This window comes from Streptomyces sp. NPDC050263, assembly GCF_040655955.1.
Taxonomy (GTDB): Bacteria; Actinomycetota; Actinomycetes; order Streptomycetales; family Streptomycetaceae; genus Streptomyces.
In genome coordinates, this window is the sequence record NZ_JBFAKW010000107.1 from 19327 (window position 1) to 33256 (window position 13930).

Below are 13930 nucleotides of genomic sequence, written 5' to 3' on the forward strand. Positions count from 1 at the left end.
GCGGTCGACTCATCAAACCTGTCTTGGGCAGCTGGTAATTCGATTGGGAGTGACGTTATTCCACCCCATCCTGCATATTGCCCTCGGCTTACATCAAGCACCACCCACATAGCGGAAATTACGGCATCTGGCACGCCGCCTGGACATCCTACTGAATGGCCTCTTCATTCCGGCTTCTGGCCCACCACTCGGCGTGTCACCGGAGGCCCGGTACGGCTCCGTGTTTGACTGATCGCGGCAACTGACGCGTTTATGTGAAGGCGGTGATGGGCGGCATGGCCGTCATCAGGTCGCCCAATGGCCTATCGGCCGAAGAGTCCATTCCTGCCCGGCGGAACGAAGGTTCGGTGACTCAGTGCTGTCAACCATGAGGGACACGATCAGCCACCATCTCGCTCAGGCCGCAACCCAGACGCCGGACGAGAGAGCGTTCACCTTTGTGGACTTCAGCACCGACAGCAACGGGATCCCCTCCACTTTGACCTGGCGCCAACTCGACAACCGGGTCCGCACCACCGCGACGGCTCTGCGCCACGCGGGCGTGGCCGACGAGCGCGTGGCCATCGTGGCACCCCAGAACCTGGACTACGTCGTCGGCTTCCTCGCTGCCGCATGCGCCGGAGCGATCGCCGTGCCTCTGTTCCCTCCGGCTCTGCCCGGTCATGCGGAGAAACTCGCCGCCTCGCTCACCGACGCCGACCCGGCACTCGCCTTCACCAGCCCCGAAACCCAGCAGGCTGTGGAGACGTTCTGCGCCGACCGGGCCGGATCCCGCTTGCGCGTGGTCACCGAACAGGGGCTGCTCGCAGAGTTCGGCCCCGGGGCGGCGACTGCGGCACCGTCGAGCGGTGAGACTTTCCATCCGCAACCCGACGACTGTGCCTACCTGCAGTACACCTCGGGCTCCACCCGCATGCCGTCCGGCGTTGAGATCACCCACGCCAACGTCTGCGCCAACGCACGCCAGGCGCTGGATGCGTACGACATCCGCGCAGGGCGCAACTGCACCGTCGGCTGGCTTCCGCTGTACCACGACATGGGCCTGGTTCTCGCGATCGTGCTGCCCCTCGTCGGCCGCGTGCACTCCGTCCTCATGGAGCCCTTGGCCTTCGTACAGCAACCTGTCAGGTGGCTGCGCCTGCTCAGCCGACACCCGGGAGCACTCACCGCCGCCCCCAACTTCGCCTACGACTACTCTGCGCGCCGCGTCACCGACGAGGAGCGCAGCGAGCTGTCACTGGGCTCGGTCGCAGCCATGGTCAACGGCAGTGAACCCATCGCGGAGCAGACCCTGCGACGGTTCCACGACGCCTTCGCTCAGACTGGCATGGCCCGAACAACCATGCGCCCGTCCTACGGCCTGGCCGAGGCGACCGTGTTCGTCTCTGCCTCACCGGCCGGCGAGGAACCGACCGTCACCTGCTTCGATCGAGACGCGCTCGCGGAGGGAACCGCCCGTGTGGTCGAGCCCACCGACGCAGGAACGGTGACCCGCCTGGTCGCGTGCGGACGCCCCACCGAGCAAGAGATCGCCATCGTCGACCCGGTGACTCGCGTTCGTCTGGAGGGCGGCAGGGTCGGCGAGATCTGGCTCCGCGGACCCAACATCGGACGCGGCTACTGGAGACGCCCGCAGCAGAGCGAAGCCACTTTCCGTGCGACCCTCCAGGGCGACGACTCGAGTGACCGTACTCACCACTGGATGCGCACCGGCGATCTCGGAATGTGGCACGACAAACAGCTCTACATCACCGGCCGCATCAAAGACCTCGTGATCATCGACGGTGCCAATCACTATCCGCAAGACATCGAGCAGACCGTCGAAAGCGCCCACCCGGCAATCCGCCGCCATCACACCGCAGCGTTCGCCGCGTCCACAGACGGCGGGGAACGCCTGGTCATCGTCGCTGAGCATGCCCGTGACCTTGCCGAACCCCACAGCGTCCTGGACGAGGTAACACGCGCCGTCCGGGCGGCAGTTGCCAACAGCCACGCCATTGCCGTCCACGACTTCGTCCTTGCCCGGCCTGGCACTGTTCCCCACACCACCAGCGGCAAGGTTGCCCGCAGCGCATGCCGGGAGCACTACCTCGAGGGCGCCTGGAGCTCCGGCACTGTGACGCAGAAGGAGACGGGCACCGTATGACGCAACCAGGCCGACACCAGGAGCAGGGCGACGACACCCGAACCCCCAGCACAGCCAGTCGCCCCGGACCGGGCGCTGTTGAACTGCGAGAAGCACTGCTGCAGCTTGTCTCAGACCTCAGCGGCACCCCTGCGGAGCAACTCGACGATGCCCGTCCACTGGCGGAGTACGGTCTCACCTCCCGCGACGCCGTCGGACTGACCGGCCACTTGGAGCAGCTGCTGGACCGTTCGCTGTCCACCACCTTGCTGTGGGAACACCCGACCATCGGGCAACTGGTCAGCGCCTTGACCACCTCCGAAGCGGACCAACAGCCGGACACGTCCGGCGACGCGGCGGTCGCTGCCGGCACCGGCCAGGACACCATCGCGATCATCGGCATCGGCTGCCGCCTGCCCGGAGGCATTCACGGACCGGACACGTTCTGGGAACAGCTCCTGGCAGGGACGGACACGGTCAGCCAGGTACCCGACGGACGCTGGCGCAACTTCTCCGGCACAGCCGCCGACGTCACCGCCCTGATGGCGTCCACCACCCGGTGGGGCGCCTTCCTCGACGACATCGAAGGATTCGACGCGGACTTCTTCGGCATCACGCCGCGCGAGGCTGAAGTCATGGATCCCCAGCAACGGCTGCTGCTCGAAGTCAGCTGCGAGGCACTGGACCATGCGGGAGTACCGGCCCACACCCTCCAAGGCACTGCCACCGGCGTCTACGTCGGTCTGAGCGCTCTCGAGTACGGTCATCTGACCACCGCAGACCCGACCCGCCTCACCCCGTGGACCAGCACCGGGGCAGCCGGCAGCATCGCCGCCAACCGAGTGTCCTACCTGTTCGACCTTCGCGGCCCCAGCGTCACCACCGACTCAGCCTGCTCGTCGTCCCTCGTGGCCGTGCATCTGGCCTGCCGCAGCCTACGCGCGCGCGAGTGCGACGCCGCACTGGCGGCCGGAGTCAACGTCCTCCTGTCCCCGTCGGTCACGGCCTCGTTCGAGCAAGCCGGAGCGCTGGCCGCGGACGGCAGGTGCAAGCCCTTCGACGCGTCCGCGGACGGCATCACCCGCGGCGAAGGCTGCGGCGTCGTCGTTCTCAAGCGCCTTGCCGATGCCGAGCGCGACGGCGACCGAGTCCTGGCCGTCATCAGAGGCACCGCCGTCAACCAGGACGGCCGGTCAGCGGGCCTCATGGCACCCAACCCGACAGCCCAGGAAGCGCTGCTGCGCGACGCCCTGCGCGACGCGCAGCTCGAACCCGGCGACGTCGACTACGTCGAAACGCACGGAACCGGGACCCTGCTGGGGGACCCCATCGAGGCAACTGCCCTGGGAGCAGTCCTCGGCCGCGGCCGGCAGCCCGAGCAGCCCCTGCTGATCGGATCGGTCAAGAGCAACCTGGGCCACCTTGAGGGCGCCGCTGGCATCATCGGTTTGATCAAGACCGCACTGGCCCTGCACCACAGCCGCATTCCGGCCAGCCTGCACTTCCACACCCCCAACCCCCACATCGACTTCACCGAGCTGGGCCTACGCGTGGTCACCGAGCCGACCGTCTGGCCCACTCCTTCCCAGCGCCCCGGACGCGCCGGCGTGTCCGCCTTCGGGTTCGGCGGCACCAACGCCCACGCCGTACTCGAGCAGGCTCCGCCAGCCGCACCCGCGGCCCCCTCGCCCGCCGACGGCGAAGACAACCGCCCGCACATCCTGGTGGTGTCCGCCCGGTCCGCCGACAGGCTCGCCGACAGCGCCGCGAGCCTGTCGCGATGGGTCGCCGACGACGCACCCGCACTCACCGACATCGCCCACACCCTGGCCCGGCGGCGCCGTGGGCCATGCTGCGCCGCCGTCGTCGCACGGACCCACCGCGACGCGGCCACCAAGCTCGCCGCGCTGGCCCGCGACGAAACGGTCCCCGGCCTGGTCACCGCCTGCGCCGATGCCACAGCAGCCCGGCCCGGCACCGACCGCCGACCGGTCTTCGTCTTCTCCGGCTACGGCTCGCAGTGGGACGGCATGGGGCGACGCCTACTGACCGATGATCCACTCTTTGCCGCCCAGATCTCCGCGCTCGACCCGGTCTATCTCGCCGAGACCGGATCCTCACTGACCGACATGCTCACGCGCACCGATCCCGGCCGGTCAGTGGACCAGACCCAGCCGCTGCTCTTCGGAATCCAGCTGGCCCTGGCAAGGACAATCCAGGCTTACGGCGTGGAACCCGCCGCCGTCATCGGTCACTCGATGGGCGAAGTCACCGCCGCCGTCGTCGCAGGCGCCCTGGACGCCCGCGACGGACTCCGTGTCATCAGTCGCAGATCAGCCCACCTCGCCACCATCGACTCCTCACACGCCGGTGCCATGGCCGCGGTGCACCTGCCGACGGACGTCCGGGACGAACTCCTCAGCCGCTTCCCCGGAGTCGAGGTCGCCGTTCACTCCTCGCCGCAACGGTGCACCGTGGCCGGCCCCGCCCAAGCGGTGCGCGACCTGGTGAACGAATTGACCGAACGGGGGCACCTGGCTCGCCTGCTCCAGGTGGGCGGCGCCGGGCACTCAGCCGCCGTCGACCCGATCCTCCCCTCGCTGCGCGAAGACCTCTCCTCGCTGCAACCGCGCACCTCCTCAACGCCCTGGTACAGCACCGTCGTGGACGATCCCCACGCACGCCCGGCAGCCGATGCCGGCTATTGGTGCGCCAACGTGCGCCGCCCTGTGCGCCTGCAACAGGCAGTGACCGCGGCCGCCGAAGACGGCCACACCCTCTTCCTGGAGATCTCGCCCCACCCCACCGCCGTGGTCCCGCTCACCGAAACACTCGAAGCGACCCCGGCGGGCGTGCAGGCCCTGGTCGTCCCGACCCTGCACAAGAAGGCCGACGAAGCCGTCGACGTACGCGTTGCACTGACGAGGCTGCACTTCGCGGGCGTCACGATGAACACCGAGCGGCTGTGGCCCGCCGGTACGCGCACCACCCTCCCAACCCCCGCCTGGCGTCACGAACGGTTCTGGTTCGCCCGCAACGCAACCTCCACCGCGACGGGCGGCCATCCCCTGCTGGGCGGGCGTGCCGAGGACCCGAGGACCGGCACCGTGCTGTGGCAAGGAGACATCGGCACCCGTCGGCACGGGCCCCGGCGCATGCTCCACGACAGAGCGGTGCTGACTCTCGCGTCCGCCGCAGAGCTGATGATCGAAGCCGGACTGGAACTCTGGGCAGGAGCGGGCATCACCCGCCTCGGCATTGAGGATCTGAAGATCCACCAGTGGCTCGCCATTGCCAGCAGCACACCCCTGACCACGGTGTGGGAACCTGCCTCCGACACGCATGGAACCGTCACCCTCCATGCCCGCGGCGCCGATGGCACTTGGCGCTGCCACGCTTCGGCCCGCATCACTCGCGATCCCGAAACCCCAGATGAGCACCACACCGACACGAATCAGACACCGGCCTTCGTCCAACACTTCGCCTCCGAAGATCTGCAGCAGCCACATCGGCCGGCCTACGCGTACCTGCTGAACGCCATGCTGGAAGCGCCGGCTGCCGCAGGCACGACACCAGCCGGTGACAACACCGTCCGGGCCACCGTGCAGGCCGCCCCCGTAGGTGTACGGTCCTTGCACGTCACAGCCCCAGGCATCCTCGACACCGGATACGACATCCACTGCACGCCTGCCGCGGGCGCCGACTCGTCGGACACCGACATCGCCCAATGGCATGTCATCGCCCAGGGCGGAGCGACCAAGATCACCGCCTGGCACGTTCAGTTGCGTCCCATCGAGGCACACGAGGTGCCTCGGCCCCTTGAAACGTTCACCTACGAGATCCTGTGGGAGAAGTCCACCGCCCCCCTGCCCCTGGACCTTCGCCGCGCCTTGCTCGTCAGCGACGAGACGAACGCCGCAGGTGGCATCACGGCCTCCCTCGTGTCAGCCCTGGAATCCCAGCATGTCAACGTCACAGTGGCCGACGCCCAGGACGACACCGTCGACACCGTGCTCGACACATGGCTGCACAACCCGTCGGACGGCCCGAGCGCCGTTGTCCTGCTCCTGCCTCAGCAGGAACGCCATGACGACATCCGGCCTCTGCACACGGCAGCGCGACTGGCCCGCTGCCTCGCGCGGAACACGCACCAGCCCTCGCCACGCCTGTGGATGACGACCGTACTGGCACAGTCGACAGCACCCGGAGAACCCGGAACGCCACATCTTGCCTGCCTTCGCGGACTCGTCCGCGTCCTGGGACTCGAACACCCCCACCTGCGGGCCACGCTGGTAGACATCGACAACCAGCCCGGCGCAGTCGACGACCTCGTCCAGGAACTCCTCGCCAATGGCGACGACGACGAGATCGCATGGAGGGCCGGCACACGTCTCACCGCCCACCTCTCGCACGCCGACCTCACCGCACAGCGCAACGAGCAGGTGGCATTCACACGTCCCGACGGCGCCTACATCATCACTGGTGGCCTTACCGGACTCGGCCTTGCCACAGCACGTCGACTCGCCGAGCAGGGCGCCGGCCGTATCGTCCTCAACGGACGTCGAGCCCCCGGCCCCGCAACCCAGGCCGTCCTAGCCCAACTGCAGGCTCAGGGCACCGCCGTCGCCGTCGTCCAAGGAGACATCGCAGAACCCGATACCGCCCCGACCCTGGTGCGCGCAGCCCTCGCCGAAGGCCACACCCTGCGCGGAATCGCACACTGCGCCGGCGTCCTGCACGACCGCATGATCACGGACCTCGAGCCGGCGGACATCGATACCGTGCTGCGGCCAAAGGTCGTCGGAGCCCGGAACCTGGAGGCGGCCGTCGCAGCCCACGACCTGGACTGGTGGGTGTCCTACAGCTCCGCCGCCGCCCTTCTCGGCTCACCAGGACAGGCCGCCTACGCAGCCGCCAACGCATGGCTCGACTCCATGGCTCACCACCGCAGGGCCTCCGGTCGGCCGGCGACCGCCATCGCCTGGGGCCCCTGGGAGAACGTCGGCGGAACGGCCGGGAACCCGGCCCTGGCCCTGGAGCCCATCCGCCTGGCTGAGGGTATGGACGCCCTTCAGCCGCTCGTCACCCTCAACCGGGCCCACATCGGTGTCGTCCACCTCAACACCGACCGCGTGCTGATGGCGTTTCCCGGCCTGTCAACGGTCCCGTTCTTCACCAACATCCTCCAGGACAGCGCTCCCGGGGCCGACGACTGGGTGGGCCCTGCCGGCATCGCAGCCCTCGGAAGCTCAGCCACGCAGAAGGTGTACGCGCGCCTGGTGAAGACAACAGCGGCCATCATGGGATTCAGCGCCCACGAACTCAGCGAGACGACCGCGCTGACCGCTCTCGGGCTGGACTCCCTGATGACCGTGCGGATCGCCAACGCCGCCCGCCATGACTTCGGCGTCGACCTGCCCACCCCCTGCCTGCTGCGCGGCGCCTGCCTGCGCGAACTCGGCGACACTGTGCTGGAACAACTCGGCCTCGACGCCTTGATGCCGGGCACCGCCTCCGCACCGGTAACGCCGGACAGCACCCAGCAGACACATCCCTCCACACCGCGGCTGCCCACCTCCCTCGCCCCCCGAGACGCCGCCGAGCGCCTGGTCGCGGGGGCCTGGGCCGAAGTCCTGCACCGCGGGCCCAGAGACATCCGCGAGGACTTCACCGCCGCCGGTGGCGATCACCACGCCGCCGAGTCCATGACGGACGTCATCCGCCAACGCCTGGACAACGACGCCCAGCTGAGCCTGACGGCCGAAGCCATCCTCGCCCACCACACCGTCGCAGCCATCGCCGAACTGATCCGACCCGTGGTCAACCGAACCGGCCAGTCGCCGGTTACCACCCTGCGCCCAGCACCCGCCGGGACACAGCGGCCCGCGCTGTTCACGTTCCATCCCGCTGGCGGACCGACGTCGGTCTACCTGCCGCTGACGCAGCTGCTCCCGGCCGGACAGGCCGTGTACGGGCTGGAACGCGTCGACGAGTTGAGCACCGTGGAGGGCAAGGCGGCTCACTACCTCACGCTCATCCGTGACATCCAGCCGGAAGGGCCCTACCACCTGCTCGGCTGGTCCTTCGGCGGATGCCTCGCCTACGAAGCGGCCCGCCAACTGACCGAGGCAGGACAGGACATCGGGCTCCTGGGGCTGATCGACACCATCCTGCCCGCCGCCCTGCCGGAACAGGAATCACCACAACTCCTGCTTGAGCGCTTCGGGCGTTTCGCCGAGTACATCGAGAAGACCTACGGCCACCGTCTGGACCTGCCCTACGACGAACTGTCGGCCACGCCGGACGAACAGCAGATCGACGTGGTCATGCGGCTCGTCGCCGACGCCGGCCTCGACATGAGCCCAGGGATCATGGAGCACCAACGGACCTCCTACATCGATGCCCGCGTCGGCGAGCGATACCTCCCCCACCCCTACGACGGCCATGTCGTGCTCTATCGCGCCCAGCGGCCGCAGCAGCTCACCACCGCCCTGGACCCGCGCTATCTCCGTCAGGAAGCAGACCTGGGCTGGGCGCCACTGTGCCGGTCCCTCGAGATTGTCCCCGTCGAGGGCGACCATCTCTCCGTCATCGACCCGCCTCACGTCCTGACCATCGCGCAGCACGTCGCCCGCGCCATCACACCGCCCACCCGGTGACCCCCGCCCGAGCCTACGAGAGATCACTCGTGCCGCGTCCCGCCCAACGCCTGTCCTGTCTTTCCGAACCAGCCCCCTCATGACCCGTCCCCCGACGCTCGCGCGCTGCCGCCTGCGCAACAAGCCCAGAAGGCGATTCGAACACTCCCTGCTGATCTGTTCGGGCATGTGCTGGTGGTCGGTCGATGTTTCCGATTCCGTCGTGGTGGTCCAGGCCCACGCTCACTCCCGTACTCCACAGGGTGTACGGGATGCGGCACGCTGAGCGAGTGGTGCCACAGCCGCTGTGCGCGCACCTCGCCGATGCCGCGCTCGGCGGCCACCGGTCCGGATGGACCTGAGCGTGCACCGTCTGTACAGCGAGAACATGGCCTGTCCGAAGGTTGCATCCAAGGCGGTGGAGGCCGCCCTGTCTCAGACGACCGCTCGCCCCGGCGAGGCCCAGGCGGCGAAGCTGACACGCGACCCGGCTGACCAGTTGCTTGTCCTGGACGAGCGGATCAAGAACAACGACCGGGAGATCCGCGAGACGTGCCGCCTCGACGAGCGTGCCGAGATCATCGAGTCCCTGCCTGGCATGGGCCCGATCCTGGGCGCCGAGTTGGTCGCCGTTGTCGGAGACCTTTCTGCATACCGGGACGCCGACCACTTCGCCTCACACGCGGGCCTGGCCCCGGTGCCCCGCAACGCACCGGCAACAACCACCGGCCCAAACGCTACAACCGCCGCCTGCGCCGGCTGTTCTACATGTCCGCGCAATCCGCGAAGATGCGACCAGGACCGTCCCGGGACTACTACCTCAAGAAGCGAGCCGAGGGGCTGCTCCATACTCAGGCGCTACTCGCTCTGGCCCGCCCCCGGTCGATGTGCTCTGGGTGATGCTGCGCGACAAGAGGCTGTTCACCTCTACCCCGCCGGTCCCGCAGACGGCTGGACACGCTCATTGAGATTCCACTCGACCAGGGCGGGTGGGAGGTCGAGTGCGGCAGGACAGGAAACCAACGGAACTCCTGTGCCTGTGGGTCGAGACTTCGAACACCTCCCCCAACCGCACGGGATCCTCGTGCGTTACGTGCCTTGCCGCCGTCACCCGGTCATTGGCCACGCCGAAAGAGCCACTGACCAGGACATGTTGATCTCCTCGCTGCTGGCGTCCTCGGCGACCACGCCTTTCCAGCAGGGCTTGTAAGACACGCGCTTCCCGCCCAGATCACCCCTCGAACTGCTCACGTAGTGGCTCGGGGTACGCCGAACCTGCCGACCGGCAGGAACGGCCCGATGAACTTCCACTCTCGCCGGTGTGTTGCGCACGCCTCACACCAACGTCATACCGGAGCGGCCTCCCGGGGCCCGAGACCCAGGTTTGATCACAACTGAAGGCAGAGGCTGACGGCCTCCGACGCGCTGGGCGAGGCGACCAAGGGGAGCGGCTCGTGACTGTCTACGACATGCACTTGTTGAGGACGTGGCAGGCTCGGGCCGTGCCGTCTTCGGCTTGCAGAGCCCCGCCGAGCTGACGCGCGGCTTCAGCGTGAACAGTGTTCCTGGTAAGGGCATGCAGGCGTTGGGTGAGCGCAATGACTGTGAGATCACGGGCTGGCAGTGGTTCGGGTCCCGCGCGGAGCTTGCGTACCCGTGAGGCCCAGTAAGCCTGGTCGCCGAAGAACGGGCAGACCAACGATGGTCTTCCGGCTCGCAGTGCTGAAGCTGTGGTGCCTGCCCCGCCGTGGTGGACGACTGCGGCCATCCTGGGGAACAGCCATTGGTGCGAGGTGTCGCCCACCACGAGGATGTCGTCTTCGCTGGTGGCGGGATCTCCGGCTAGCACTCCGCGAAGTCCTGCGCGTCGCAGCGCCACCCTTACGATGTTGTCGGTTTCCTCAGGGTCGCGGGTCTTCATGCTGCCGAATCCGACATAGACGGGCGGGGGGCCGTCGGCCAGGAAGGCGAGAAGTTCCCGCGGCGGTTCCCACATCGGCTGCCGGTGATGCCAGTAGCCGGTCACGTGAACGTTCGGGCCCCAGTCGGACGGCCTCGGCACGATGGTGGGACTGAACGCGCACAGCACGGGGGCGCGGCGAACATGCCTGAAAGGGGCTAGCAGGGACAGCGCCGGGAGGCCAAGGTTCTCCCGGCGCCAGGGATTGATGAACTGACGGCACATGATCCAGGATGCCAGGTCGACCGCGTCGAAACTGAGGCGGTTGCCCAAGGGCCCCAGCAGTCGGGCGGCCGGTGCGAGCGGGTGCGGGAAGGTCACTGTGGGCTGGCTCGGTTGAAAATGGATGATCGCGTGCGGAACGTTGAGGTACTGGCTCAGGTGAACGCCGAGAAAGCTGAAAGTGGGCGCCAGGACCAGGTCGGCTCCCTTCGCACCGGACTGCGTCTGTGCCAGGATCAAGGTGATGTGAGGCCGCAAGACGCGGCTGAAGCTGCGGACGAATGCCACTGGGTTGCTTCGGCTGGCAAGCAGTTCTTGTCCCTCGGCGGATTCGATGATCTCAGCCGGGTCGGCCGGAAGGGGATGGAAATCCAGCCCTGCCTCGGCGATCAGATGCTGATAGCGCACGCTGGCGAGAACCCGCACCGTGTCACCTTGACCGGTCAGTGCTTTGCCCAGCGCCAGGCAGGGCTGAACGTCGCCGCGGGATCCCGCGGCGAAGATCACCACTGTTCGGCCCATGTCCCATACCTCTCTCGAATCGCGGCCCGTGGCCACCGACGGTGATGGAGTGACCAACAACCGGCTCTGTAGCGCGCCACGTTTGTACGTGTTACCTGAGTGATTTCATCACCGTGGGCCAGATACTGTGCAGCTCTCGCTGCCAGTAGGGCCAGGAGTGGGTTCCCGGACGGTAGAGATGCGTCGTGGCCCTGACTCCCTCCGAGCGAAGCGCTGATGCGAATTTCCGGATGGATTTCGGAAGCCCGGATTCGGCCACCGCGCCGACAAGTAGGGCATCGAGTGGCCGGCCCTGGTCCAGCGGCCCGGGCGTGCCGTTGCCCGCGGACAGATGAACTTGCGTTCCGCGGAAAGCGCCCGGCATGGCGGAGGGATTATGAGCCTGCCAGACGTCGAAGTTGCCGACTGGATCGCCCCAGACCTGATTGATGTCGATGCCGTCCCGGTCGGATCCCAGACCCAACGTCAAGCGCACGAGTGGGTCGTTGAGGTCAACGTATGAGCTCATCGCCGCCACATAACGGAACATCCCCTGGTGGTGGGCCGCGTAGTTGAGTGCGCCGAAGCCTCCCATGGACAGTCCCATGATTGCCCGAGCGGGGCCGGCTTGGTATTCCTTCTCCATGAGGCGTACCAATTCGGTGGTGTGGAAGGTTTCCCAACGCGATGTACCGGCGTGCCAGTCACTGTAGTATCCGGCTCTTCCTCCGTCGGGCATCACAATGAGGATGTTCGATTTTCTCGCCAGTTCTTCGAGGTCTGTCTCACGCGTCCATGATGTGTAGTCGTCGTCTCCGCCATGCAGCATGTAAAGGACTGGATAGGTAGCTTGGCGCTTCTTATCCCAGCCCTCGGGGAGAATGATGCGAACAGGAATGGAAGTACCCATGGACGGCGAGCTGACCGTCAGGTCCCGCATGTGAGCATCAACCTTTTTCACGGCAACGATACGAGCGGCTGCTCCAGCGGTTCCACGCGCGTCGCTGCCCTCTCCAGCTGCCGCAGTCACCTCGGCTGCGAGGAGAGCGGTAACGAGCGCAAGACACACGAGAGAAAACTGACTCGTAGACCGAGCACGGCCCACGAAGGGTTCGAGGACAGACCACATGGACTGGTGGACTCCTTAAGGATGGGTGTGGCCCGAAATGGAGGATGCCGACAGTAGGCATGACCCATTGGCGCCCTAAAAGTACGAGCCTCGATTTCGATTCCTGGCGGGACAGCTAAGAGAGACTTGCCTCTGCTCCTGTGCAGCCCGGTAACAATATCCATGCGGAACACACCATGCCGAAATAGTCCGTTGAGCGCCAGAGGACACACCGTCAGACTCTGAAACGTGCAGACTTGTAGGCATACTTGCGAGTGCGCCCAGGACGTTTAGAGAAACGTGGCCATTCACTTGTCGGTCTGTGCGCTCGTGAACCGCCCCGGCTCGAATGGAGACTCGATTCCATGAAAGGATCGAGCCATGGCACGACCTCCCGCTATCCGCTTGAGCACCGCTGCCGTGCGGGGTGCGCATGGTCGCTGAGGTGCGCGACGACTACCCGAACGAGGCGGCCGTTTCGTTGAAGAAGGAGAACGCTGAGCTGAAGCGGGCCAACGAGATCCTGAAGCGGCGGCGAGTTTCTTCGCGGCCGAGCTCAACAGGCCGCACGCACGCTCGTAGCGTTCGTCTACGCTTACCAGGACCGCTTCGGCGGCGTCGAGCCGATATACAGGACACTCACCGAGCACGACTGCAAGATCGCCCTTCCACGTACTACGCCCACAAGAAAAGCCTCGAGACTTTTTCCGCCCGTTGCCTGCGCAATGGGGAACTCAAGGAGCGGATCCAGGAGGTCTGCACGTCCAGCTGCCGTGTCTACGGCGCCCGGAAGATCTGGCGCGAGCTGAACCGGCAGGGGCATGCCGTGGCCCGCTGCACTGTCGAGCGCCTCATACGCGAGATCGGCACCAGCGCCGTCCGCGGCAGGAAGGCGGTCCCGACGATCGCCGATCCGGCCGCCGAGCGGGCCCTGGACCTCCTGGACCGCGACTTCGTCGCCACTGCCCCCAACCGCTGCTGGGTCGCCGACTTCACGCACTTCGTCACCTGGAGCGGGGTCGTCTCCGTCGCGTTCGTCGTGGATACCTTCCGCCACGTCCGGCCCGTCGAGTACGAGGCTACGGCGGGCACCCGGCGGGTCTATCAGGAATTAGGTGTGATTCGTCTGTTTGGCCTACGAGTTGGTGGGTGGGCTGTTCGGCCTACACCCGTCCGGCGGTAAGGCGGCCGTCGAAGAGGACGTCGAACTCGTTGAGGGCGGACTTCCAGCGGTTGTTCCAGCGCTGGCGGCCACGGCCGGTGGGGTCGAGGGCGAGGGTGGCGAGGTAGAGGCGTTTGAGGGCGGCCTGCTCGTTGGGGAAGTGCCCGCAGGCCTGGGCCGCGCGCCGGTAGCGGGCGTTGAGGGACTCGATGGC

Annotated in this window: 6 protein-coding genes and 1 pseudogene; 4 read left to right on the forward strand and 3 right to left on the reverse strand. The window is 67.1% G+C overall.

Annotated features, from left to right (window positions below; translation table 11 throughout):
• Positions 1–367 precede the first annotated feature (367 nt).
• The 3 genes and pseudogenes from AB0J04_RS34465 to AB0J04_RS34475 all read left to right on the forward strand — a co-directional run.
• Positions 368–2146, forward strand: coding sequence for a fatty acyl-AMP ligase (locus AB0J04_RS34465; RefSeq protein WP_363172542.1), 1779 nt, complete (start codon positions 368–370; stop codon positions 2144–2146).
• Positions 2143–8784: an SDR family NAD(P)-dependent oxidoreductase gene (locus AB0J04_RS34470; RefSeq protein WP_363172543.1), complete on the forward strand. Its 6642-nt coding sequence runs from the start codon at positions 2143–2145 to the stop codon at positions 8782–8784. The genes AB0J04_RS34465 and AB0J04_RS34470 overlap by 4 nt, the downstream gene beginning before the upstream one ends.
• A gap of 382 nt (positions 8785–9166) precedes the next feature.
• Positions 9167–9731 (forward strand): annotated as a pseudogene (locus tag AB0J04_RS34475) (transposase); the annotation flags it as partial.
• 494 nt (positions 9732–10225) lie between these two features.
• On the opposite strand, the gene AB0J04_RS34480 reads toward AB0J04_RS34475, so the two are convergent.
• Together AB0J04_RS34480 and AB0J04_RS34485 are read right to left on the reverse strand one after the other, a co-directional pair.
• On the reverse strand, positions 10226–11467 hold the full coding sequence (locus tag AB0J04_RS34480; protein WP_363172544.1) for a glycosyltransferase: 1242 nt from the start codon (positions 11465–11467) through the stop codon (positions 10226–10228).
• Between the two features lie 91 nt (positions 11468–11558).
• Positions 11559–12386, reverse strand: coding sequence for an alpha/beta hydrolase family protein (locus AB0J04_RS34485; protein ID WP_363172545.1), 828 nt, complete (start codon positions 12384–12386; stop codon positions 11559–11561).
• A 613-nt stretch (positions 12387–12999) separates the two neighbouring features.
• Between AB0J04_RS34485 and AB0J04_RS34490 the strand changes: the two genes are divergently transcribed.
• On the forward strand, positions 13000–13737 hold the full coding sequence (locus AB0J04_RS34490) for an IS3 family transposase (protein ID WP_363172546.1): 738 nt from the start codon (positions 13000–13002) through the stop codon (positions 13735–13737).
• Here AB0J04_RS34490 and AB0J04_RS34495 read toward each other — a convergent pair.
• Positions 13718–13930 (reverse strand): transposase (locus AB0J04_RS34495; protein ID WP_363172547.1); only part of this gene is annotated, 213 nt, incomplete at its 5' end. The two genes, AB0J04_RS34490 and AB0J04_RS34495, sit on opposite strands and share 20 nt — an antisense overlap.